The sequence below is a fragment of the Baekduia sp. genome, from assembly GCF_035685985.1.
Classification (GTDB): domain Bacteria; phylum Actinomycetota; class Thermoleophilia; order Solirubrobacterales; family Solirubrobacteraceae; genus Baekduia.
Map to the genome: position 1 here is coordinate 1 of NZ_DASRZV010000027.1, position 23,088 is coordinate 23,088.

At 71.0% G+C, this 23,088-nt stretch carries 20 protein-coding genes; 11 read left to right on the forward strand and 9 right to left on the reverse strand.

All coding sequences use genetic code 11. The annotated features are described in order from the left end of the window. The 6 genes from VFG42_RS17545 to VFG42_RS17570 form a co-directional block, all read right to left on the reverse strand. Positions 1-832 (reverse strand): MFS transporter (locus tag VFG42_RS17545; RefSeq protein WP_324910064.1); only part of this gene is annotated, 832 nt, incomplete at its 3' end. Further along, the gene (locus VFG42_RS17550) at positions 829-1,584 is read right to left on the reverse strand and encodes a DeoR/GlpR family DNA-binding transcription regulator (RefSeq protein WP_324910065.1); all 756 of its coding nucleotides are present in this window, start codon (positions 1,582-1,584) and stop codon (positions 829-831) included. The genes VFG42_RS17545 and VFG42_RS17550, both read right to left, overlap by 4 nt. Before the next feature lie 133 nt (positions 1,585-1,717). After that, positions 1,718-2,971 carry a sugar ABC transporter permease gene (locus VFG42_RS17555; protein ID WP_324910066.1) on the reverse strand — a complete coding sequence of 418 codons (1,254 nt, stop codon included), beginning with the start codon at positions 2,969-2,971 and terminating at the stop codon, positions 1,718-1,720. Continuing rightward, entirely contained in the window at positions 2,968-3,750 is a 783-nt protein-coding gene (locus VFG42_RS17560; RefSeq protein WP_324910067.1) for an ATP-binding cassette domain-containing protein, read from the reverse strand. The genes VFG42_RS17555 and VFG42_RS17560 overlap by 4 nt, the downstream gene beginning before the upstream one ends. 33 nt (positions 3,751-3,783) lie before the next feature. Next, positions 3,784-4,920 (reverse strand): sugar ABC transporter substrate-binding protein, encoded by a 1,137-nt coding sequence (locus VFG42_RS17565; protein ID WP_324910068.1) that lies wholly within the window; start codon positions 4,918-4,920, stop codon positions 3,784-3,786. Between the two features lie 60 nt (positions 4,921-4,980). Beyond that, the gene (locus VFG42_RS17570; RefSeq protein WP_324910069.1) at positions 4,981-6,195 is read right to left on the reverse strand and encodes an ROK family transcriptional regulator; all 1,215 of its coding nucleotides are present in this window, start codon (positions 6,193-6,195) and stop codon (positions 4,981-4,983) included. 231 nt (positions 6,196-6,426) lie between these two features. Between VFG42_RS17570 and VFG42_RS17575 the strand changes: the two genes are divergently transcribed. Genes VFG42_RS17575 through VFG42_RS17585 form a run of 3 tightly spaced genes read left to right on the forward strand, consistent with a single transcriptional unit; the run spans position 6,427 to position 10,150 of the window. Then, positions 6,427-7,818 (forward strand): hypothetical protein, encoded by a 1,392-nt coding sequence (locus VFG42_RS17575; RefSeq protein WP_324910070.1) that lies wholly within the window; start codon positions 6,427-6,429, stop codon positions 7,816-7,818. Beyond that, entirely contained in the window at positions 7,815-8,528 is a 714-nt protein-coding gene (locus VFG42_RS17580; protein ID WP_324910071.1) for a PilW family protein, read from the forward strand. Before VFG42_RS17575 ends, VFG42_RS17580 begins: the two co-directional genes overlap by 4 nt. Positions 8,529-8,575: 47 nt before the next feature. After that, a complete protein-coding gene (locus VFG42_RS17585; protein ID WP_324910072.1) occupies positions 8,576-10,150 on the forward strand; it encodes a hypothetical protein in 1,575 nt (524 codons plus the stop codon). A 43-nt stretch (positions 10,151-10,193) separates the two neighbouring features. On the opposite strand, the gene VFG42_RS17590 is transcribed toward VFG42_RS17585, so the two are convergent. Then, complete coding sequence (locus tag VFG42_RS17590) at positions 10,194-10,499, reverse strand: helix-turn-helix transcriptional regulator (protein ID WP_324910073.1); 306 nt, start codon at positions 10,497-10,499, stop codon at positions 10,194-10,196. A 46-nt stretch (positions 10,500-10,545) separates the two neighbouring features. Further along, positions 10,546-12,018 carry an amino acid permease gene (locus VFG42_RS17595; RefSeq protein WP_324910074.1) on the reverse strand — a complete coding sequence of 491 codons (1,473 nt, stop codon included), beginning with the start codon at positions 12,016-12,018 and terminating at the stop codon, positions 10,546-10,548. A gap of 66 nt (positions 12,019-12,084) precedes the next feature. Here VFG42_RS17595 and uvrB point away from each other — a divergent pair, with 66 nt between their 5' ends. From uvrB to uvrA, 6 genes are all read left to right on the forward strand, one after another. After that, entirely contained in the window at positions 12,085-14,109 is a 2,025-nt protein-coding gene (gene uvrB / locus VFG42_RS17600; protein ID WP_324910075.1) for an excinuclease ABC subunit UvrB, read from the forward strand. A gap of 26 nt (positions 14,110-14,135) precedes the next feature. Then, positions 14,136-14,900, forward strand: a complete 765-nt coding sequence (locus VFG42_RS17605) for an A/G-specific adenine glycosylase (RefSeq protein WP_324910076.1) — start codon at positions 14,136-14,138, stop codon at positions 14,898-14,900. A 17-nt stretch (positions 14,901-14,917) separates the two neighbouring features. Then, positions 14,918-15,772: a DivIVA domain-containing protein gene (locus VFG42_RS17610; protein WP_324910077.1), complete on the forward strand. Its 855-nt coding sequence runs from the start codon at positions 14,918-14,920 to the stop codon at positions 15,770-15,772. 98 nt (positions 15,773-15,870) lie between these two features. Then, positions 15,871-16,956 carry a beta-galactosidase gene (locus VFG42_RS17615; protein ID WP_324910078.1) on the forward strand — a complete coding sequence of 362 codons (1,086 nt, stop codon included), beginning with the start codon at positions 15,871-15,873 and terminating at the stop codon, positions 16,954-16,956. A 3-nt stretch (positions 16,957-16,959) separates the two neighbouring features. Then, positions 16,960-17,811, forward strand: a complete 852-nt coding sequence (locus VFG42_RS17620) for a class I SAM-dependent methyltransferase (RefSeq protein WP_324910079.1) — start codon at positions 16,960-16,962, stop codon at positions 17,809-17,811. A gap of 88 nt (positions 17,812-17,899) precedes the next feature. Then, the gene (gene uvrA, locus VFG42_RS17625) at positions 17,900-20,800 is read left to right on the forward strand and encodes an excinuclease ABC subunit UvrA (protein WP_324910080.1); all 2,901 of its coding nucleotides are present in this window, start codon (positions 17,900-17,902) and stop codon (positions 20,798-20,800) included. A gap of 107 nt (positions 20,801-20,907) precedes the next feature. Here uvrA and VFG42_RS17630 read toward each other — a convergent pair whose 3' ends face one another. Next, entirely contained in the window at positions 20,908-21,936 is a 1,029-nt protein-coding gene (locus VFG42_RS17630) for a LysM peptidoglycan-binding domain-containing protein (RefSeq protein WP_324910081.1), read from the reverse strand. A gap of 286 nt (positions 21,937-22,222) precedes the next feature. On the opposite strand from VFG42_RS17630, the gene VFG42_RS17635 reads away from it, so the two are divergent. Further along, the gene (locus tag VFG42_RS17635) at positions 22,223-22,516 is read left to right on the forward strand and encodes a hypothetical protein (RefSeq protein ID WP_324910082.1); all 294 of its coding nucleotides are present in this window, start codon (positions 22,223-22,225) and stop codon (positions 22,514-22,516) included. Beyond that, positions 22,507-22,962: a type II toxin-antitoxin system VapC family toxin gene (locus tag VFG42_RS17640; RefSeq protein WP_324910083.1), complete on the forward strand. Its 456-nt coding sequence runs from the start codon at positions 22,507-22,509 to the stop codon at positions 22,960-22,962. Before VFG42_RS17635 ends, VFG42_RS17640 begins: the two co-directional genes overlap by 10 nt. The last annotated feature ends 126 nt before the right edge of the window (positions 22,963-23,088 follow it).

Below are 23,088 nucleotides of genomic sequence, written 5' to 3' on the forward strand. Positions count from 1 at the left end.
CCCCGCCGCCGACCGCGCCGCCGCGGCGGGCGAGCGCCACCGGGCCGCGGCGCTCGACGAGCCGGTCGCCGCCGAGGCGGCCGGTGGCCATCGCCACCGAGAACGCGCCGTAGGCCAGCGCGGCCACGGCCGACGCCGCGCCGATGTCGCGCAGGTGCACGGCGCTCCAGTCCATCGCGGCGCCCTCGCAGAACAGCGACGCGAAGGCCAGCGCGCGCAGCGGCCAGAGGTTGCGGCGCCGCGGCACGCCATCCACACCAACATGCTCGTGGTGCTCGGTCGGCGGCGCGCCGTCGGGGATCAGGCCGCGGCCCGCGACCGTGCCGACGAGGATCGCGACCGCGCCGGCGACGGCGAAGCTGACGCCCGCGCTGAGGTCGGTGGCCGCCGACGCCGCGCCCAGCCCCGCGCCGATCAGGCCGCCGAAGCTGAACGCCGCGTGCATGGAGGAGAAGATCGTGCGGCCCGCGGCGCGCTCGACCTCGACGCCCTGCGCGTTCTGCGACACGTCGAGCGACCCGTTGGCCAGGCCGACGAGGAACGTCGCCAGGATCGCCAGCGGCAGCGACGGCATGATCGCGGGGAGGACGAGCAGCGCGCCGAGCACGACGACCGCGACGCGGACCACGGTCGCGCTGCCGTGCCGGGAGACCAGGCGCCCGGCGGTCGGCATCGCGATCAGCGCGCCGGCGGCCAGGCCCGCGAGCGCCAGCGCCAGCGCGCCGGGGCCGACGTCGAGCCGGTCCTGGATCGCCGGGATGCGCGCGCCCCACGTGCCGAGCACGACGCCGTTGAGCGCGAAGATCGTGGTGATCGCGGCGCGCGGGCTCACGCGACGACGACCTCGACGCCCAGCGCGCGCAGCGCCCGCAGCTCCTCCTCGGGCGCGTCGCGGTCGGTGACCAGCCGCGCGACGTCGGCGGCCGTCGCGACCACGTGCGCGGCCGTCGAGCCGAGCTTGGCCGACTCGGTGGCGATCAGCAGCCGGCCCGCGCACCGCGCCTGCTCGCGCAGGACCTCGGCCTCGCCGGCGCAGTACGTCGTCAGGCCGATCGCCGGATGCAGCGAGCAGACGCCGAGCACCGCCACCGACGGGCGGAAGCGCCGGACCGCGTCGATGGCCTCGGTGCCGACGGTCGTGCGCGAGTCGGGCTCGATCCGCCCGCCGGCCAGCAGGACCTCGCCGGGCGCGTCGGCGAGCGCGAGCGCGATGTCGGGCGCGGTCGTCAGCACCTGCCGCGCGACGCCGTCGGCGGCCAGGTGCCGGGCGATCGCCAGGCACGTCGAGCCGCCGGCCAGCGACACCACCGTCTCGGTCGCCAGCAGCGCCGCCGCGCGCTCGGCGACCCGCTCCTTGGCGGGCGTGTGGATCTCCTGGCGCTCGGCCATCCGCGGCGGGGTGGTGGCCTGCGCGGGCAGCGCGCCGCCGCGCACGCGGCGCACGCGCCCGCCGGCGGCCAGCTCGTCGAGGTCTCGGCGCACGGTGTCGTCGCTGCACCCCAGCGCCGCGGCGAGCTGCGTCGCGACGACCCGCCCGTCGCGGGCGAGCGTCGCCAGGATCGCCTCCCGGCGCTGATCGGGCAAGACCGCAGAATCACGCATCTGCACGCACGTTACCGCAGCGGTGGGCGGGCGGGGAGCCGGTCGTCAGAAGCGCGACGGGGCGGCCTCTCGGCCGCCCCGTCGAAGGGTGCTCCGCTGTCGGGAAGCCCGTGGCTCAGACGCGGCCGGAGGCCGCGCGACCCATGCGCGCCGCGGAGTCCAGGACGACCGCGCCCAGCAGGACGGCGCCCGTGACCATGAACTTCGTCGCCGAGGTGTAGGCCAACAGGTCCATGCCGTTGGAGATCGACCCGATGACCAGGGCACCGAGGAGCGCGCTCCAGACGTTGCCGCGGCCGCCGAACAGCGACGTGCCCGCGATGACCGGGCCCGCGATCGAGTTCAGCAGCAGGTCCGACCCGCCGGAGGACTGGTTGACGGCCAGCAGGCGGGACGCGGCCATGATGCCGCCGACCGCCGCCATCGTCGACGCCAGCGCGAACACCAGGACGCGCACGCGGAAGACCGCGATGCCCGCGCGGCGCGCGGCCTCCATGTTGCCGCCGACCGCGTAGATGTGGCGGCCGAACTTCGTCCGTCGCGTCATGAAGTCGAACGCGGCGACGAAGCCGACGAGGATCAGCACGGCGACCGGGACGCCACGGTCCTGGTTGACGACGTACACGAACAGCAGCGCGGCGATCGCGACCGCGGCGATGCGGATGACGACCAGCGGGAACGCCGGCGCGGCCAGGCCCGAGGCCACGCGCTTCTGGTAGCCGCGCATCGTCGCCAGCGCGAACAGCACCACGCAGACGATCGCGACGATCCAGCCGGCGCCGTCGGACAGGAACTTGCCGGCCAGGTCGGTCAGCAGGCCCGGGTTCAGGTTGACCGTGCCGGTCTCGCCGAGCACCTTGAGCTGGAGGCCCTGCCATCCGAGCAGGCCCGCCAACGTCACGACGAACGTCGGGATCCCGAAGCGGGTCGAGATGAAGCCCTGGAACGTGCCGATCGCGGCGCCGACGGCCAGGCCGGCGAGGATCGCCGGGACCGGTCCCCAGCCGTGCTTGACGCTGAGCACCGCGACGATCGCGGACGTCACGCCGGACACGGCGCCGACCGACAGGTCGATCTCGCCGAGCAGCAGGACGAGCACCACGCCGACGGAGATCAGCGCGACCGCGGTGATCTGCAGCGACAGGTTGACGATGTTGGTGGCGCTGAGGAACCGCGACTCCTGCGACTGGAAGATGATCCAGACGATCGCCAGCAGGATCAGGACGCGCAGCGACCCGAGGTCGCCGGTCCGGACGCGGTTGAGCAGGTCCTTGGCGCCGGTCGGCATCGACTCCTTGGTCGCCGCGGCCGCGGTCGGGTCCGGCTCGGTCGGCGGCGGGGTCGGGGTGGCCTCCTCGGTGGTGCTCACTGGGTCACCGTTCCTTCCGTCTTGCTCGTGCGGTTTCCGTTGCCGGTGAGGCCCGTGATCGCGGCCACGACCTCCTGCTCGTTGGTGTTGTCGACGTCGAACTCGCCGCCGTTGGACCCCAGGCGCATGACCCAGATCCGGTCGACGACCTCGAAGACGTCGCGAAGGTTGTGGGAGATGACGATCACGCCGAGCCCGCGCTGCTTGAGGCGCTTGATCAGCGCGAGGACCTGCGCGGTCTGCGCGACGCCGAGCGCGGCGGTCGGCTCGTCGAGGATCACCATCTTCGGATCGCCGAGCAGGGACCGGGCGATCGCGACCGACTGGCGCTGGCCGCCGGACATGGCCCCGACCTCGCCGCGGACCGACTGGATCGTCGTGACCGACAGCTCGGCGAGCAGGTCGTTGGCCTTCTTCTCCATGCTGACCTCGGACAGGAGGCCACCGACGGTGGCCTCCTGTCCGAGGAAGAGGTTCTCGACGACGTCCAGGTTGTCGCACAACGCGAGGTCCTGGTACACCGTCGCGATCCCCAGGGCGGTGGCGTCCGGCGGGCTGTTCACGGACCGCTTCTGGCCCTCCCACAGGTACTGGCCCTCGTCCCCGGGGTGGATGCCCGAGATGACCTTGACGAGCGTGGACTTCCCGGCGCCGTTGTCGCCGACGAGGCCAACGACCTCGCCGGGCATGACGCGGAAGTCCACGCCGTTCAGCGCACGGACCGCGCCGAACCTCTTGGTGATCCCCCGCAACTCGAGCAGGGGCGTGGTCTCTGCCATCTCGGGCAACTCCCTCTGGCTGATCTCAGGCGGTTACTGGATTCCGGCGGACTTGCACGCGGCAGCGTACTGCGAGGTGCAGATCTGATCGGCGGTCCAGAACCCGTCCTTGACGATCGTGTCGTTGATGTTGTCCTTGGTCACGGCGACCGGCTTGAGCAGGACCGACGGGATGTCGGCCTGGCCGTTGTTGGTCTTGTCGTTGACCAGGCCGGCCTCGGGCTGCTTGCCGTTGAGCAGGTCGTTGGCGAGCGTCGCGGCGGCCTCGGCCTCCGGCTTGATGGCCTTGTAGACCGTCATGTACTGCGTGCCGGCGACGATGCGCTGGATGCCGGCCAGCTCGGCGTCCTGACCCGTGATCGGGATCTTCTTGGGGTCGACGCCGTTGGACTTCATCGCGGCGACGATGCCGCCCGCGTTGCCGTCGTTGGCCGAGTAGACGCCCACGAAGCCGTTCTTGCCCAGCGCCGTGATGGCCTGCTCCATCTCCGACTGCGCCTTGTCCGGCGACCAGTCGGGCGTGTCGTACTCCTTGGCGACCTTCAGGCCGGAGCCGTCGATGACCGAGTGCGCGCCCTGCTTGAACAGCTTGGCGTTGTTGTCGGTCGGGGCGCCGTTGATCATCACGATCTTGCCGTCGCTGCTGCCGTCGGACTTGAGCTTGTCGACCAGCGACTGCGCCTGCAGCTTGCCGACCTGCACGTTGTCGAACGAGATGTAGTAGTCGGGCTTGGAGTTGAGGATCAGGCGGTCATACGAGATCACCGGGACCTTCGACTGCTGCGCGCGCGTGACGATGGCGGCCGCCGAGGCGGAGTCCACCGGGTCGAGCACGAGCACCTTGGCGCCCTGCGTCAGCGCGGCCTCGGCCTGCTGCTGCTGCTTGGAGGCGTCCTGGTCGGCGTTCGAGTAGATGACCTGGCAGCTCGGGCAGAGCTCCTTCATCTTGGCCTCGAAGCTCGGGCGGTCCTGGGACTCGTAGCGAGCCGTCTTGGACTCGGGCAGCAGGAGCGCGATCTTGCCGCTCTTGCCACCGCTGTCGCCGCCGGCGGCCGTGCTCGAGCCGCTGCCCGAGCTGCCGCTGTTGTTGTTGTCGTCGCTGCCGCACGCGGCAACGCCGAACGTGAGGGCACCGGCCGCGATGACCGACACCCACTTCGTACTACGCATGGAAAGCACGCTCCTCCTCGAGGTGCAGGGGACAGGGAATGGGGGAAGCCTTGGTGGCGCTCACGCCTGGACCTCGGCGAGGGCGTCGACGGGGGTCGAGAACGTCTCCGCGTCCTGGAGGACGAGGGCCAGGGCGCCCAGGACCTGGGCGCGGTCGCCCAGCGGGCCGTGGTGGATCTCGACGTCGTCGCCCGCGCTGGAGATCGCGTGGCGCTGACACTCGGCCCGCAGCGGGTCGAGGAGCACGTCGCCGCAGGCGGCCATCTCGCCACCGACGACGACGCGACTGGGGTTGAGCAGGTTGACGAGGTTGGCGACCGCGCGGCCGATGTGGCGGCCGGCGTCGGCCACGACCCGCGTCGCGGCGGGGTGGCCCTCGATCGTCAGCTCGACGACGCGCCCGAGCGTGAGGTCGTCGCCGAGCGTCGGGCGCAGCAGGTCGACGGTGGCGGCGCCGGAGGCCAGGGTCTCCAGGCAGCCGCGGTTGGCGCAGCGGCAGACGGGGCCGTGCTCGTCGATGATCGTGTGGCCGATCTCGCCCGCGGTGCCGCCGACGCCGACGTAGAGGCGGCCGCCGAGCACGAGGCCCGCGCCGATGCCGGTCGCGAGCTTGAGGTAGATCATGTCGTCGACGCCGTCGCCGGCGCCCCAGACGTGCTCGGCCAGCGCGCCGAGGTTCGCGTCGTTGTCGACGCGGACCGGCAGGTTCAGGCGGTCGCTCATCGCGCGCGCGGCCGTGATCCCGACCCAGCCGGGGAGGATCGACGTCGACCCGACCGTTCCGGTGTCGGCGTGGACCGGGCCCGGCAGGCCCATCCCGACGCCCAGGACGCAGGAGCGGTCGACGCCCGCCTGGTCCAGGGCGGCGACCACGAGCTGGGCGGCAGCGTCCAGGCCCTGCTCGGCGCGGTGGTCGCTGGGCAGCGCCTGGCGCATCTCGGCCAGGACGGTATGACCGAGGTCCGCCACAGCCACCGTCACGTGCGACTTGCCGAAGTCGACGCCGACGGCGGCGCCGGCGCGGCGGTCCAGCGACACCAGGACGGGCGGCCGGCCACCCTGCGCGCCGGGCGCGGCGGTGTGGTCGACGCGCTCGGCGACGAGGCCGTCGCGGACGAGGTCGCCGATCAAGGAAGACACCGTGGTGCGGGACAGACCCGTACGCCGAGCGAGCTCGGCGCGGCTGGTGATCCCCGCGACCCGAAGGGCGCTCAGCACCCTCCGGCGGTTTCGCTCTCGCAGGGACTCGAGCGATCCGGACCCTTCGTGACCCATCTCACGGTGGACCCTCTCACGCACCGCCGAGGTTTGTCAAGACAAAGAACGAACTCCGCGTTGAGCATCGGCCGCTTTGCCCACTCTGCGGATGAACCACCCGGATTGCCGTAGTCCTACCCGCCGCGCCTGTCAAAGGGCTCTGGACAGAGGTTCGAGTCCGGTACCGGACCACTGGACGTTCGTCCGTCCCATCTACACCGCCAGGGCAGTCGTGCCGACCTGGTGGGAGTGATGCGCCTCAGGTCACGTCCGGCCGGCCCGGCGTCCTCTCGGCCACGAGCCGACGAGGACGGCTTCGCGCTGATCGAGGTGATGGTCAGCGCCGTCCTGCTGATCACCATCGCGCTGGCGACGATGAAGCTGATCGACTCCTCGCAGCAGGGGTCCGCGCGCCTGCGTTCCAAGGGCGTGGCGACGGCGTTGGCCGCCGCCGACCTCAACCGCCTGCGTCAGACGAAGTTCAGCACGTCGACGACCTTCCCGACGCAGACGCGGACCACGTTGGTCGACGGCGTCCAGTACACGATCGTCTCCAAGGGCACCTGGACCTCCTCGGCGGGCATCCTGAACACCTGCACGACCTCCTCGGGCACCCCCGGCCAGTACCTGCGCTTCGACTCGACGGTCACCTGGCCCAACATGGGCAACGTCCGGCCGGTCACCGCCGAGACGCTCATGGTCCCGCGGCCCGGCGAGGTCGCCATCACCACGGGCGGGTTCACGATGCAGGTGGTCAACATGGCCGGCAACCCGGTCTCCGGCGTCGCGGTCACGATCGCCGGCCAGACGCTCGTCACCAGCGCCGCGGGCTGCGTCAACTTCACGACGATCTCGCCGGGGACGTACACCGCCACCTACAGCAAGGGCAGCTACGTCGACGCGACGGGCGCGGCGACCGGCACGTACGCCAACGCCGTGATCACCAAGGGCAACACCGCTTCCAAGACCGTCCTCTACGACGTGCCGGCCACGATCACGCCCGTCAAGTACTACCTGCAGAACACGTCCGGCAGCGACTCGACGACCAGCACGACCTGGAGCGGGAGCTACGGCCTCTCGCCCGCGCAGGCGTCGGCGATCATGGGCGCGACGTCGACCACCAAGCTGTTCCCGTGGTCCGGCGGCTATCAGGTCTTCGCCGGCGGCTGCGTCGGCAACAACCCGGTGACCTATACCGCGGAGTTCGCGAACGCCTTCCCGGCCTCGGCGGTCGCGCCCGGCCCGGGCGGCCAGCTCGGGGCGTCGGCCTACCTGCGCACGGCGACGCTCAAGGTGACGAGCGTGCCCGCCAAGCAGGCGGTCAACGTCCGGATGCTGCCCAACGTCGCCTTCTCGGCGGGCATGGCCACCGGCTGTGACGCGTCGACGCGCACCTCGCAGACCGCGCCCAGCACGCCGACGACCTCCGACCTGACCTACACGTGGAACCTGCCCTACGGCGTCTACTCCTACTGCGTGGACAACGGCACCAACCGCTACGTGGGACGGACCGACACGCACTTCAACAACACGCCGCCCCTCGGCGTCCCGACCCCGACGGCCACGCTCAGCGTGCCCTGGAGCACCGTCAAGGGCTTCTCGGAGGCCGGCAAGTGCGACGCGACGGGGATCACCGGATGACCGCCTGGCGCACCCGGCTGAGCGACGACGACGGCTTCTCGTTGGTCGAGCTGCTGGTCGCGATGGTCCTCGGCTCGATCGTCCTGACCGCGACGATGACGCTCTTCACGACCGGCCTGGTCGGGGCGGGGCGGGTGATGGATCGCGTCGACGCCGAGCAGCGCGGCCGCGTGGCCATGGATCGCATCACCTCGCTGCTCAACGGGCAGGAGTGCCTGCTGAACAACGACTCGTCGACGACGCCCGCGATCGTCTCCGGGACCGCGACCTCGCTGACCTTCTACGCCGACCTCAACGGCGCCAGCGACACGCCGAGCCAGTACACGATCGCCTACGACGCCACGGCCAAGGCCCTGACGCTGACGACCGTGGCCGGCAGCGGCGTGATGGGCAGCAGCCAGACCCCGCTGAAGTTCAACGCGACCCCCAAGAAGCAGCGGCTCGCCGACCAGGTCCAGCAGCCCAAGAACAGCCAGACCGGCGCGGCCCTGCCGATCTTCAGCTACTACGCCTTCACGAGCACCGGAACGGTGGACGAGTCGTCCCCGATCTCCACGGTCGACACCACCAACAACCGCTCGATCGTGCGGGTCGGCGTCCAGTTCCAGATCAACTCGTCGCGCACCCAGACCGACGACGCCCGCCGCGAAGTGATCCAGGGCCAGGGCGTCCTGTCCAGCGCCGATCCCACCGACCAGACCTCTTGCTGATGAACAGGTTCCTGCGCAGAGCGCTCACCGAAGACCACGGCTTCACGATGGTGGCCGTCACCCTCTCCATGATGGTGCTCGGCCTCTTCGCGGTCGGCGCCTGGGCGGCCGCCAACGGCGACCAGCGTCCGGCGGGCACCGACGTCGACCGCAAGCGCGCCTACGAGGCGGCCGAGGCCGGCCTGCAGTGGTACGCCTACCAGCTGTCGGTCGACACCAACTACTGGAACAAGTGCGGTCACGACCAGGACCCGACCGACATCCCCGACTTCGTGCAGAACGCGGGCAAGCGCACGGCCTGGCGCCTGGTCGGCGGCAGCGACAGCGACATCAGCCAGACCACGAGCACGGCCCAGGAGCAGTTCGCCATCGAGCTCGTGCCGGTCAACGCGTCCAAGCCCTGCACGGCCTCCGGTCAAGGGGGCAGCACGCTCCTGAGCGACGGCGTCCTGACCGTCCGCTCGACCGGCAGCTACCGCGGCAAGCTCCGGCAGGTCGTCGGCAAGTTCCGACGTGCGGGCTTTTTGGACTACATCTGGTACACCGGCCTGGAGACCGCTCCGCCGGCGTCCTACACCGCGTCGCAGACTCTCACCAGCGACTGGGCCAAGAGCTACTGCAACAAGGTCCGGCACCTCCGTGACAAGAACTGCACGGAGATCCAGTTCATCGCCGGCGACAAGATCAACGGCCCTCTCCACACCGAGGACGACTCGCTGTTGGTCTGCGGCTCGCCGACGTTCGGGCGCAACAACGGCGACAAGCTCGAGGTGCTCGGGTCGACGAGCGCCTCCAACGCCTACAAGCAGAACGGCACCGGTTGCAGCGGCACGCCCAACTGGCTGGGGACGCTCCAGTACCCGCCCAAGCAGGTGGACCTCCCGGACACCAACTCGACGATCGCCACCGTGGCCAACCAGAAGTACACGGGCGAGACGTGCCTGCAGTTCAACAGCAACGACACGGTCAACGTCTATCCGAACCTGTTGTGCACGGGCACCACCTCACAGAGCGTGTCGCTCACCGGCGACACGACGATCTGGGTCGGCACGAAGACCGGCGGGACCTGCACGGACTACGCCTACTACCAGAAGTACGCCGCCAACTCGGACTGCGGCAACGTGGGCGTCAAGGGCACGTACAGCAAGTCGATCACGGTCGCGGCGGCCAACGACATCGTCGTCGTGGGCAACCTCCAGCACACGGGCGACGGGATCATGGGCCTGGTGGCCAACCAGTTCGTCCGCGTCTACCACCCGCAGACCTGGACGAACAACACCAACGACTGCACGGGCAACACCCTGACCACGGCCGTCACGAAGATCGACGCGGCGATCCTGGCCACGACCGGCTCGTTCATGGCCGACAACTACTACTGCGGCAACGACCTGGGCAAGCTGTCGGTGCTCGGGGCCATCGCCCAGAAGTGGCGCGGCGCGGTCGGCCAGGCCTACAGCCAGTGCGACAGCAAGGGTCGCAACTGCGTCGCGTCCAACCACGGCTACACCAAGGACTACAACTACGACGACCGGCTGCGCTACCGCGAGCCGCCGAACTTCCTCGACCCGGTCACGGTGAACTGGAACCTGCTGCGGTCGTCGGAGCAGTCGCCGGTGAAGTAGGTCGCCCGCGCCCCGCCGCCCTCGCGGGGCGGCGCCGCGGCCGCTACGCCACCGGCGCGGTCTGCAGGACCGCGTCCAGCAGCCCCGGGAAGCGCGCGTCGAGGTCGGCGCGGCGCAGCGAGATGTGGCGGTGGGTGCCCTCGATGCGGGTGTCGGTGATGCCGGCCTCGCGGAGGGTCTTGAAGTGGTGGGAGCGGGTGGACTTCGAGATGCCGAGGTCCATCGCGCCGCAGATCTGCTCGCCGGCGGCGGCCAGCTCGCGCACGATCTTCAGGCGGACGGGGTCGCCGAGCGCCTGGAGGATGGTGGTGAGGTCGAGCTGCTCGACCGTAGGCTGATGCAGGTCCACAGCGCGGAGGATAGCGGCTGTTTCGACACGCGTCGAACAAGCTCCGCTAGCGCGAGGGCAGGGCGTCCTCGTTGCCCCGCACGCGCGAGTGGAAGCGCCCGTAGAGGGTGTAGATGACCAGGCCGATCACCAGCCAGATCCCGAAGCGCCACCAGGTCGCGCCCTGCAGCTTGGTCATCAGGTAGATGCACAGGCCCGCGCCGATCAGCGGGAAGAGCGGCACGAGCGGGACGCGGAACGGCCGCTCCATGTCGGGCTCGGTGCGGCGCAGCACGATCACGCCGATGTTGACCAGCAGGAACGCGAACAGCGTGCCGATGTTGACCAGCTCGGCCAGCTCGTGCAGCGGGATCAGCGCGGCCATGATCGCGATCAGCACGCCGAACATCAGGATGATCCGGCTCGGCACCTTGCGCGGCGACAGCTTCGAGAGCTTCTCGCCGAAGGGCATCAGGCCGTCGCGGCACATCGAGAAGAAGATGCGCGTCTGGCCGTAGAAGATCGTCAGCACGACGCTCGTGATCGCCACCAGCGCGCCGATCGACATGATGTCCCCGGCCCAGGGGCCCAGGCCCGCGCCGCTGCGGATCGCCTCGGTCAGCGGCGCGTCGGCGCCCGCCAGCGTGCTCGCCGGCACGAGGCCGATCGCGGCCACCGCGACCAGGATGTAGACGACGGTGACGACGGCCAGCGAGCCGATGATCCCGATCGGCAGGTCGCGCTGCGGCCGTTCGGCCTCCTCGCCGGTCGTCGAGACCGCGTCGAAGCCGATGTAGGCGAAGAAGATCAGCGCCGCGGCGTCGACCGTGCCGCCCGTGCCGTGCGGGGCGAACGGGGTGAAGTGGTGGCCGGTGAAGTGCGTGATGCCGATGACGATGAAGAACGCCAGGATCGTCAGCTTCGTGACGACGAGGACCGTGTTGGTCCGGGCGCTCTCGCGCACGCCGGCCAGCAGCAGGAACATCGCCGCGATCACCAACCCGGCGGCGAACAGGTTGACGACGCCGCCCTGGCCGGGCGGGGCGGTGATCGACGTCGGGAGCGAGAGCCCGAAGACCGAGTCGAGCAGGTCCTTGAGGTAGCCGCCCCAGCCGACCGCGATCGTCGAGACCGAGAACCCGTATTCGATGATGAGGTCCCAGCCGATGACCCAGGCCACGAGCTCGCCGAGCGTCGCGTAGCTGTAGGTGTAGGCCGAGCCCGACACCGGGATCGCCGCGGCCAGCTCGGAGTAGGAGAGGGCGGAGAAGACGCAGGTGATGCCCGCCAGCGCGAAGCTGAGGATGATCGCCGGGCCGGAGAGGTTGATCGCCTCGCCGATGATCACGAAGATGCCGGTGCCGATCGTGCCGCCGATGCCCAGCGCCATCAGGTCCGTCGCGCCGACCGCGCGGCGCAGGCCGGACTGGCCCTCGGCGTCGCCCTTCAGCAGCTTGCCGCGCTTGCGCGCGAAGAGGCCGCCCCGACCGCCGCTCGAGCCGCCCGCGTAGCCGCCACCTCGCCCCGCCGCTGTAGCCATGCCCCGGGTGTCTCCGGGGGAGATGCGGGCCAAACCAGACCGCATGCGCCCCTATCCTGGGTCGCTATGCCGCCCTTCCGCCTTGATGCCGCCTTCTCGCCGATGGCCGACCAGCCGAAGGCGATCGACGGGATCGCCGAGGCGCTGACCAACGGCGTCCCGATGACGACGCTGCTCGGCGCGACCGGCACCGGCAAGACGATGACGATGGCCTCGGTGATCGAGCGCGTGCAGCGCCCGACGCTCGTCATGGCCCACAACAAGACGCTGGCCGCGCAGCTCTGCAACGAGTTCCGCAGCTTCTTCCCCGACAACGCCGTCGAGTACTTCGTCTCCTACTACGACTACTACCAGCCCGAGGCGTACGTCCCGAGCAAGGACCTCTACATCGAGAAGGACTCGGCGATCAACGAGGAGATCGACCGCCTGCGCCACGCCGCGACCGCCGCGCTGTTCGGCCGCCGCGACGTGATCATCGTCGCGTCGGTGAGCGCCATCTTCGGCCTCGGCTCGCCGGACACCTACAACGACAACCTGGTCATCCTCAAGAAGGGCGAGGAGACCGACCGCGACCTGCTGCTGCGCAAGCTGGTGACGATCCAGTACAACCGCAACGACCAGGCGCTGGCGCGCGGCACGTTCCGGGTCCGCGGCGAGGCGCTGGAGATCTTCCCGGCCTACCACGAGTCGACCGCGTACCGCGCGACGTTCTTCGGCGACGAGGTCGAGTCGCTGCAGGAGTTCGACCCGCTCACCGGCGAGCTGGTCAACGCCGACCTGGAGCACATCGGGGTCTGGCCGGCGTCGCACTACAACGTGCGGGAGGGGACGATGGAGCGCACGGTCGAGGAGATCGGGCGCGAGCTGAACGCGCGCTGCGCCGAGATGGAGGCCGAGGGCAAGCTGCTGGAGTCGCATCGCCTCCGGCAGCGCACGCAGTACGACATGGAGATGCTGCGGGAGATGGGCTTCTGCAACGGCATCGAGAACTACTCGCGGATCCTCGACGGCCGCATGCCGGGGGAGCGGCCCTACTGCCTGCTGGACTACTACCCCGACGACTACATCCTGATGATCGACGAGTCCCACCAGACCGTGCCGCAGATCGGTGGCATGTACGAGGGGGACCGGTCGCGCAAGCAGACGCTGGTCGACTACGGGTTCCGGCTGCCCAGCGCGCTGGACAACCGGCCGCAGACGTTCGAGGAGTTCCTGACGATCGCGCCGCAGATGGTGTTCGTGTCGGCGACGCCGGGCGCCTACGAGCGCGAGCACAGCGGCTCGGTCGTCGAGCAGATCGTGCGGCCGACGGGCATCGTCGACCCGCAGGTCGACGTCCGCCCGACGCGCAACCAGATCGACGACCTCATGAACGAGGTCCGCGAGGTGGTGGACCGCAACGAGCGCGTGCTGGTCACGACGTTGACGAAGAAGATGTCGGAGGACCTCACCGACTACCTGCTCGAGATGGGGTTCAAGGTCCGGTACCTGCACTCCGAGGTCGACACGCTGGAGCGCATCCAGATCATCCGCGACCTGCGGCTGGGCGAGTACGACGTCCTGGTCGGCGTCAACCTGCTGCGCGAGGGCCTGGACCTCCCGGAGGTGTCGCTCGTCGCGATCCTCGACGCCGACAAGGAAGGCTTCCTGCGCGGCGAGACGTCGCTGATCCAGACGATCGGCCGCGCCGCGCGCAACGTCGACGGCCGGGTCATCATGTACGCCGACAAGGAGACCGCCGCGATGAAGGCGGCGCTGTCGGAGACCGACCGCCGTCGCGCGATCCAGTTGAAGTACAACGAGGAGCACGGGATCACGGCGGCCTCGATCGTCAAGGGCATCAGCGACATCGCCGAGTTCCTGCAGGGCGACTCCAAGACCCCCAAGAAGGGCCGCCGCAGCGAGCGCAAGAAGGTCAAGTCCGACACCATGACCTCGTCGGAGCTGGAGAAGACGATCATCGAGCTGGAGAAGGACATGCTCGAGGCCGCCGAGGACCTGCGCTTCGAGTACGCGGCGCGCCTGCGCGACGAGATCCGCGAGCTGCGGCGCGACCTACGGCAGCTGACCGACATGGAGGCGCCGGCCTAGCGGGCGTGTAGCGTGCGGCGGCGCTGATGCCGACGTTCGCCGACACGTTGTTGGAGTGGTACGCCCGCGAGGCGCGGGATCTGCCGTGGCGGCGCACGCGCGACCCGTACGCGATCCTCGTCAGCGAGGTCATGCTCCAGCAGACGCAGGTCGCGCGGGTCGTTCCGCGGTGGGAGGCGTGGCTGGAGCGGTGGCCGACGGCGGCGGCGCTGGCGGCCGCGCCCGTGCCGGAGGTCCTGGCCGCGTGGGTCGGCCTGGGGTACAACCGGCGGGCGCTGCGGCTGCGCGAGGCGTGCGCGGTGGTGGCGCGCGACGGGTGGCCGGAGGACCTGCGCGAGCTGCCGGGGATCGGGCCGTACACCGCGGCGGCGGTGGGCGCGTTCGCCTTCGGACGGCCCGAGCTGCCGGTCGACACCAACGTGCGGCGCGTGCTGGAGCGGACGGGGTTCGACCCGGGCGACGCGCCGTCGCCGGACGTCGGCCAGGCGCTGATGGAGCTCGGCGCGGTCGTGTGCCGCGCGCGCGACGCGGCGTGCGAGGCGTGTCCGGTCGCGGGCGCGTGCGCCTCGGCGGGACGGGTCGTGATCGCGCCCCGCGGCGCCGCCGGAACCAAACGCGAGCGTTTCGAGGACTCCAATCGCTGGGTGCGCGGCCGGATCGTCGAAGCGCTGGCGACCGGCGCGCCGCTGCCCGACGGGATCGAGTTGGGGCGGTTGGAACGGGCGATCGAGTCGCTGGTCGCCGACGGCCTGGTCCGTCGTGACGCCAAGGGACTCAGTCTTCCGGTCTGATCGTTACTGTTCGGCCCATGGCCCTGGACCGTCAGAGCATCGAGAAGCGCGACTTCCCCATCGGCCGTCGCGGCTATGAGCCCGAGGCGGTCGACGCGCACCTCGCGCGCATCGCCGACGAGGTCGACGAGCTGCGCCGGCGCTCCGGCTCCGGCGGCGGGAGCACGGCGGCCACGTCGTCGAGCCCCGCCTCGATCGCGCAGGCCGCGTCCGAGCAGGTGCGGGCGATCGTCGAGGCGGCGGAGTCCTCCGCGGCCGCGATCGAGCGCTCGGCCCAGGACGAGGCGGTTCGGATCCGCGACGCGGCCGAGGCCGACGCGCGCGACACGCGCGACGACGCGGTCCACAAGTCCCAGGAGCACGTCGGCAAGGTCAGCTCGGCGACCAACCAGATGCTGCAGCGCGTCGACGCGATGCAGTCGGAGCTGACCGGGCTGGTCGAGGCGCTGCGCACCGGCGCCAACCGGATCACCGCGGACCTCTCGCTGCTCGAGGGCGGCATGGGCGACCTCTACGACGCGGCCGGGAGCGAGGGCGGCGCGCCGCCGAAGCGGCGCGTGGTCGAGTCGGTGCCCGCGGTCGTCCCGGCGGCCGAGCCGGCGCGTGAGCCCGAGCCCGCGCGCGAGCCGGAGGCCGTCGAGGAGCCCGACGCCGCCGCGGACGACGACGTCGCCGACGAGCCCGCGTCGGAGCCCGCCGCCGCCGGCGGCTCCGGCGGGGACGACGACGCCGAGGGCGCCCGCCTGGTTGCGCTCAACATGGCGTTGAACGGGACGTCGCGCGAGGAGACCGACCGCTACCTGGCCGAGAACTTCGACCTCGCCGACCGCGCCGCGCTCCTGGACGAGGTCTACGCGACGGTCGAGCCCTGATCGAGGGTGGCGCCTTCCCTGGACACCGTCGTGGCCGCGTCGGTCGAGCCCTGATCGACGTCCGCAACTCCTTCGTCCCGGCGGAGTTCGGAGCCTTGATGCTCCGTCTCTGCCTGGCCCTGATCGTCGCGGGCGCGCTGCTGCTCGTGCCCGCCGCCGCGCCGACGCCCGCGTCGGCCGCCGTGCCGAAGGACTTCTTCGGCGTGATGGTCAACGGGCCGCTGGACGATCCGGCGGTCGACCTCGACGCGCAGGCCGCCTCGATGCGGTCGGCGGGCGTGCGGACGTGGCGCGTCGAGATGGCGTGGGATCTGATCGAGCCGTCGCCGGGCCAGTTCGACTGGGCGCCGACCGACCGCAAGGTGCTCGCCGCCGCCAAGCGGGGGATCGACGTCCTCGGCCTCGCGCTGCGCGCGCCCGCCTGGGCCAACGGCGGCGACGGCGACCCGTTCACGCCGCCGTCCAAGCCGTCGGACTACGCCGCCTACCTGACCGCGCTGATCACACGCTATGGGCCCCACGGGTCGCTGTGGCTGGAGCACCCGGAGGTGCCCAAGCGCCCGGTGCGCTCCTGGGAGATCTGGAACGAGCCCAACCTGAAGGACTACTTCACCGAGCAGCCGTTCGCCAAGCCCTACGCGGCTCTGCTGCGGGCCGCCTACCCGGCGGTCAAGAAGGCCGACAGGAACGCGACCGTGTTGATGGCCTCGATGGCCAACTACTCGTGGCGCGACCTGGCCAAGCTGCTCGACGTCTCCGGGCCGAAGCTGCGGTTCGACGCCGCGGGCGCCCACCCGTTCTCGGGTCGGCCGTCCAACGCGCTGAAGATCGTCCAGCTCAACCGCGATGCCTTGAACAAGCGCGGGTACTCGAAGGTCCCGCTGTGGCTGACCGAGCTGACGTGGTCCTCGGCCAAGGGCAAGAAGACGCCGCTGACCCAGAACTGGGAGACGACCGAGGCCGGGCAGGCGTCGCGGCTGCGGTCGGTCTACAAGCTGCTGCTGCGCGACCGCAAGAAGCTGCGCCTGGCGCGCGTCTACTGGTACACGTGGGCGACGCTCGACAACGGCTCCAAGAACTCCTTCGACTACTCGGGCCTGAACCAGTACCGCGGCGACGGGACGTTCCGCGCCAAGCCGGCGTTGGCGGCGTTCAAGGCCGTGGTCAAGGCGGCTCGGGGGTAGCCGATGCCCGCGGACCTCGGCGACGGAATCCCGGGGACCGCGCTGTGGACGTTGTGGCACCGCGCGCTGGAGGCGCGACGGCCCGGCGGCGTGCTGGACGATCCGCGCGCGATCGAGCTGGTCGAGGCCATCGACTACCCGTTCGCCGAGCGCTTCGGGGAGGTCGGCGCGTTCGGGCAGTGGCAGGCGCTGCGGGTCCTGCGCTTCGACGAGGAGGTGCGGCGCTTCGCGGCGGCGCGCCCGGGCGGGACCGTCGTCGCGCTCGGGGAGGGGCTGGAGACGTCGTTCTGGCGGGTGGATGACGGGACGCTGCGATGGGTCGGCGTGGACGTCGAGGAGATGGTCGCGGCGCGGGCGGCGCTGCTGCCGGACGAGGGCGGCGTGGCCGTGGGCGCCGGCGCCGGCGGCGTCGGCGACGCGCGTCGTCGTCGCTCGGTGGCCGCCTCGGCGTTCGACGTCGACGCGTGGGCGCCGTCGGTCGATCCGTCGCGCGGGGTCCTGGTCACCGCGCAGGGGCTGTTGATGTACTTCTCGCGCTCCGAGGCGCACGGGCTGCTCGGCGCGCTCGCCGCCCGCTTCCCGGGGGCCGCGCTGGTCTTCGACGTCATGCCCGCGGCGGCGGTCGCGCGCAGCGGGCGCCCGTCCGGCACCGGCTGGCAGCCGCCGCCGTGGCGCTGGGGCTGGGACGCGGGGGAGGAGCGCGCGCTGCGGGCGCTGCCCGGGATCGCGGGGCTGGACCACCTGCCGCTGCGACCGGGGCGGGGGTTCTTCGGCGGGCTCGCGCTGCCGCTGGCGACGCGCGTTCCCGGCCTCTGGCGCGGGCTTCCGGCCGTGCTGCGCGCGCGCTTCGTGTGACGAGAAGCGCGCACTTTGCGGCGGCTCTGGTCCGCGGGCCGTCCCGCCGCGTCCGAACGTCTGTTCCCCTGGCTACACTCGATCGACAGTGCCGCCGAAGAACGCCATCGTCGTCTCAGGAGCCCGCGAGCACAACCTCAAGGGCGTCGACCTCACGATCCCGCGGGATGCGCTGACGGTCATCACCGGGCTCTCGGGCTCCGGCAAGTCCTCGCTCGCCTTCGACACGATCTACGCCGAGGGCCAGCGCCGCTACGTCGAGTCGCTGTCGGCCTACGCGCGCCAGTTCCTCGGGCAGATGGACAAGCCCGACGTGGACTCGATCGAGGGCCTGTCGCCCGCGATCTCGATCGACCAGAAGACGACCTCGCGCAACCCGCGGTCGACGGTCGGCACGGTCACCGAGATCTACGACTACCTGCGCCTGCTGTGGGCGCGCATCGGGCATCCGCACTGCCACATCTGCGGCAAGCCCGTGCAGGGGCAGTCGGCCGAGCAGATCATCGACCAGGTGCTGGAGCTGCCGGAGGGCGAGCGCTTCATGGTGCTCGCGCCGGTCGTGCGCGGCCGCAAGGGCGAGTACGGCAAGGCCCTGAAGAACCTGCTGGCCGAGGGCTTCCAGCGGGCGAAGATCGACGGCGAGCTGCGGTCGCTGGACGAGGAGATCGTCCTCGACAAGAAGTTCAAGCACGACATCTCGGTCGTGGTCGACCGGCTCGTGATGCGCGAGGGCGTGCGCAAGCGGCTGGCGGACTCGATCGAGACGGCCGTCGCGCTCGCCGACGGCATGGTCGAGATCGAGACGGTGCCGCGCGAAGGCAAAGGCACGCTGACCCTGTACTCCGAGAAGTTCGCGTGCGTCGACCACGGGCCGGTCATCCCGGAGCTGGAGCCGCGGATCTTCTCGTTCAACGCGCCGCACGGCGCGTGCGAGCGCTGCACGGGCCTGGGGTCGCAGATGGAGATCGACCCGATGATGGTCGTGCCGGACCCCTCGATGTCGCTCGGCGAGGGCGCGATCGCGCCGTGGGCCAACAGCGCCTCCAACTACTACGAGCAGATCACCGAGGCGATCGCCGACAAGTACGGCGTCGACCTGGAGACGCCTTGGGGCGAGCTGCCGTCCGACCAGCAGGACCTGTTCCTGTACGGGACCAACGGCGATCGCGTCGAGGTGTCGTATCGCAATCGCTACGGGCGCCGGCGGTCGTACTCGACGCGCTTCGAGGGGATCGTCGCGAACCTGGAGCGGCGCTATCGCGAGACCGACAGCGAGGGCGTCCGCGAGAAGATCGAGGAGTACATGTCGCTCGTGCCGTGCCCGGTGTGCAAGGGCGCGCGGCTGCGACCGGAGTCGCGGGCGGTGCTCGTCGGCGGCCTGGCGATCCACGAGTTCTGCCAGTACTCGGTCCGGCGCGCGCTGGCGTGGCTGGACGAGGTCGAGCTGACCGAGACCGAGCAGCACATCTCGCGCCTGATCTTCCGCGAGATCAAGGAGCGCCTCCAGTTCCTGGAGAACGTCGGCATCGGCTACCTGTCGATGGAGCGCGCGGCGGCGACGCTGAGCGGCGGCGAGGCGCAGCGCATCCGGCTGGCGACCCAGATCGGGTCGGCGCTGGTGGGCGTCCTGTACGTCCTGGACGAGCCGTCGATCGGCCTGCACCAGCGCGACAACACCAAGCTGATCTCGACGCTGGAGCGCCTGCGCGACCTCGGCAACACCGTGTTGGTCGTCGAGCACGACGAGCAGACGATGCACGCGGCCGACCACGTCGTGGACATCGGCCCGGGCGCGGGCGAGCACGGCGGGCGCGTCATCGCGCAGGGCACGGCCAAGCAGGTCATGAAGGTGAAGTCCTCGCTGACCGGGCAGTTCCTGGCCGGGACCCGGAAGATCGACGTGCCGGCCAAGCGGCGCACGCCGTCGGGCTACATCGAGATCCGCGGGGCCAAGCAGCACAACCTCAAGAAGGTCGACGTCAAGGTGCCGCTGGGCGTCATGACGGTCGTCACCGGCGTGTCGGGCTCGGGCAAGTCGACGCTGGTCAACGAGGTCCTGTTCAAGGCGGTGGCCAACAAGCTGCACCGCGCGCGGACGCGGCCGGGCGCGCACACCGCCGTGCTGGGGCTGGACCAGGTCGACAAGATCATCCAGATCGACCAGTCGCCGATCGGCCGCACGCCGCGGTCCAACCCAGCGACCTACACGGGCCTGTTCGACGTCATCCGCGACCTGTTCTCCAAGACGCCGGAGGCGAAGGTCCGCGGCTACAAGCCGGGCCGGTTCTCCTTCAACGTCAAGGGCGGGCGCTGCGAGGTCTGCCGCGGCGACGGGCAGATCAAGATCGAGATGCACTTCCTGCCGGACGTGTACGTCCCGTGCGAGCAGTGCCACGGCAAGCGCTACAACCGCGAGACGCTCGAGGTGCGCTTCAAGGGCAAGACGATCGCCGACGTGCTCGACATGCCCGTCGACGAGGCCGTCGAGTTCTTCCAGCACATCCCGAAGGTCCACCGCCGCCTGGAGACGCTGCGCGACGTCGGCCTCGGCTACATCCGCCTCGGTCAGCCGGCGACGACGCTGTCGGGCGGCGAGGCCCAGCGCGTGAAGCTGGCGACCGAGCTGTCGAAGATCGCGACCGGCCGCACGTTGTACATCCTGGACGAGCCGACGACCGGCCTGCACTTCGCCGACGTCCAGCGCCTGCTGGAGGTCCTGCAGCGGCTGGTCGACGCGGGCAACTCGATCGTCGTCATCGAGCACAACCTCGACGTCATCAAGACGGCGGACCGCCTGATCGACATGGGGCCCGAGGGCGGCGAGGAGGGCGGCACGCTCGTCGCCTCCGGCACGCCCGAGGAGGTCGCGGGCACGCCCGGCTCCCACACCGGCGAGTTCCTCGCGGAGCTGGTGACGCCCAAGCCGACCAAGGCGCCGGCCAAGAAGGAGCGGTCGACGCGGGCCAAGAAGGTCCCGGCGGCGGCGTAGCGGCGGGCCGCCGGCAGGCGCGGCCTGACGGCGGCGCGTATCGGCAGGCCGCGGCGCGGTGCGGTGCGGCGCGGTGCGTCGGCGGGCGCGGCGCCGCGCCCGCTCGCTCAGCCGCCGAAGCGCGAGCGCAGGGCGAGCACGTTGGCGACGTAGCGGCGCGTCTCGGGGAGCATGCCGATGCGCCGGACCGAGCCGAGGCCCTGGTAGTAGGCGGCGACGGCGGTCGTGGCGTCGCCGCCGGTGTCGCGCAGGAGGCGCGAGAGCAGCAGCGAGCCGGCGCGGACGTTGTCGGCGGGCGACGACGGGTCCAGCGGCCCGGAGCCGAGCTGGTTCTGCACGTACTGCCACGTGCTTGGCATCACCTGCATGATCCCGCGGGCGTTGGCGACGCTGACCATGGCGTTGTTGAACCCGCTCTCCTGCCAGGCGATCGCCGAGGCCAGCGAGGCGGGCGCGCCGTTGGCGGCGGCGATCGAGCCGATCTGCGACGCGGTCAGGTGTCCGGGGGCGCCGGTCGCCGCGCCGGTCGCGGGCACGTTGGCGGCCGCGGTCGCCGGGACGCTCGCCGCGGGCGCCGCCGCGGGGATCCTCAGCTTGGTGCCCGCGATCACGAAGGAGTTGGGGGAGAGGCCGTTGGCGGCGGCCAGCGCGGCGGGCGTGATGCCGTTGGCGGCGGCGATCCCGGTCAGGGTCTCGCCGGAGACGACGTCGTGCCCGCCGGAGGACGAGCTGCCGGTCGCGGTCGAGACCGACTGGACGGGCGCGGCGGTCGTCGAGGCGTTCCCGCTCGGGAGCCGCAGCGACGTGCCTGCCACGATCGTGCCCTCGGTGCTGAGGCCGTTGGTCGCCGCCAGCTGCTGGAGGCTGACGCCGTGCTCGGCGGCGATCGCGCTCAGCGTGTCGCCGAGGCGAACGCGGTAGCCGCCGAACGGCGCCGGGGAGGCCGCGACGCCCGCGGCGGCCGTCGGTCCCGCCACCGGCACGGTGATCGTCGTGCCCTGGATGACGAACGCGTCCGGCGACATCCCGTTCGCCGTCGCCAGCGTCGCCGTCGACAACCCGTTGGCCGCGGCGATCCCCGACAACGTGTCGCCGGCGACCACCAGATGCGACGCCGCCGACGCCGTCGCGGACATCGCCAGTGCGGACAGCAGACCAACAACAACCGAAACGCGAAAGACCATGGCAACCACCTTGCCTCGGTCCGTCCCACGACGAACGAAGCGGGCGGGATTAGGTTGCCTTGCAAGGCCCGCTGCACGTGTTCGCCTGCGGACAGTCGCCGGAAGTGGGACCTGACCTTGGCGATCGACGCGCGCGCTGTCGCGGGCGCCGGCAAGCGATGCGACCGCTCCGGAGGAGCGCGCGCTGGGCGTCGCGCCGGGCTGGGCCGTGCTTGAACGGGGGAGTATTCTTTACCCAATGGCACGTGCCGTAAAGAAGCTCGGGGCCAGCGGCAAAGCGCCCGGAACGCCGGCGCCGGCGCCGCCGGTGCCGCGAACCCGGATCTCCTCGAAGCATCAGATCACCATCGGCAAGCAGCCCTTCGCCGAAGCGGGCTTCAAGGAAGGCGACGTGGTCGCGGTCCGCGCTCTCGGCCCCGGTCGCGTCGAGCTGACCCGCCTGGACGAGCTGTTCGCCAAGCACCGCGGCCGGATCGACACCGGCGGTGCCGCTCGCACGGCCATCGATGACCTGCGGGACGAATGGCGGTAGCGCTGCTCGACAGCTCCGCGGTGATCGCCTACATCGACCGAGGCGATTCGCTGCACGACGACGCGGCGTCGGCCATCGAGTCGGCGGTCAGAGCCGGGAGCCTGCTCGCGATCTCGGTGATCGCCTGGAGCGAGCTTCTTCACGGAGCCGTCCTCGGGCACCATCCCGAAGAGGCGATCCGCGAGTTCGCGCACGACTTCGGCGTCGACATCGTCGACGTCGATCGCGACACGGCGGAGCACGCCATAGCCCTCCAGGCGGCCTACAACGCCACAGGCAGGAAGCGCGAGCAGCGCAAACTGCGCACCCCTGACGCGCTGATCCTCGCCACCCACCAGCAGCACGCCGAGATCGACCAGGTCATCTGCGGGGACGTCCAGTGGACGAAGGTCCCCGGCATCGAGCCGGGGGCGATCACGCTGCTGACCGACCGCCTAGTGTCGTGATTCATTCATTCGGTCGCAGCTTTCCGGGATGCTCGGCCCCGTCAGGCGGTCGTCGATGACCGCAGGCGACCCTTTGGGTCGTTGAGGATCAGCGGCGGGCGCATGGCGGCGGCGAGCGCCCGGAGG

Excerpts from the sequence above, each read along its gene's own strand:
- VFG42_RS17570 (WP_324910069.1), bottom strand. The coding sequence starts at position 6,195 with ATGGGTCACGAAGGGTCCGGATCGCTCGAGTCCCTGCGAGAGCGAAAC.
- VFG42_RS17615 (WP_324910078.1), top strand. The coding sequence starts at position 15,871 with ATGCTCCGTCTCTGCCTGGCCCTGATCGTCGCGGGCGCGCTGCTGCTC.
- VFG42_RS17580 (WP_324910071.1), top strand. The coding sequence starts at position 7,815 with ATGACCGCCTGGCGCACCCGGCTGAGCGACGACGACGGCTTCTCGTTG.
- VFG42_RS17565 (WP_324910068.1), bottom strand. The coding sequence starts at position 4,920 with ATGCGTAGTACGAAGTGGGTGTCGGTCATCGCGGCCGGTGCCCTCACG.
- VFG42_RS17630 (WP_324910081.1), bottom strand. The coding sequence starts at position 21,936 with ATGTCCGCGACGGCGTCGGCGGCGTCGCATCTGGTGGTCGCCGGCGAC.
- VFG42_RS17610 (WP_324910077.1), top strand. The coding sequence starts at position 14,918 with ATGGCCCTGGACCGTCAGAGCATCGAGAAGCGCGACTTCCCCATCGGC.
- uvrB (WP_324910075.1), top strand. The coding sequence starts at position 12,085 with ATGCCGCCCTTCCGCCTTGATGCCGCCTTCTCGCCGATGGCCGACCAG.
- VFG42_RS17605 (WP_324910076.1), top strand. The coding sequence starts at position 14,136 with ATGCCGACGTTCGCCGACACGTTGTTGGAGTGGTACGCCCGCGAGGCG.
- VFG42_RS17640 (WP_324910083.1), top strand. The coding sequence starts at position 22,507 with ATGGCGGTAGCGCTGCTCGACAGCTCCGCGGTGATCGCCTACATCGAC.
- VFG42_RS17560 (WP_324910067.1), bottom strand. The coding sequence starts at position 3,750 with ATGGCAGAGACCACGCCCCTGCTCGAGTTGCGGGGGATCACCAAGAGG.
- VFG42_RS17620 (WP_324910079.1), top strand. The coding sequence starts at position 16,960 with ATGCCCGCGGACCTCGGCGACGGAATCCCGGGGACCGCGCTGTGGACG.
- VFG42_RS17585 (WP_324910072.1), top strand. The coding sequence starts at position 8,576 with ATGGTGGCCGTCACCCTCTCCATGATGGTGCTCGGCCTCTTCGCGGTC.
- VFG42_RS17635 (WP_324910082.1), top strand. The coding sequence starts at position 22,223 with ATGGCACGTGCCGTAAAGAAGCTCGGGGCCAGCGGCAAAGCGCCCGGA.
- VFG42_RS17595 (WP_324910074.1), bottom strand. The coding sequence starts at position 12,018 with ATGGCTACAGCGGCGGGGCGAGGTGGCGGCTACGCGGGCGGCTCGAGC.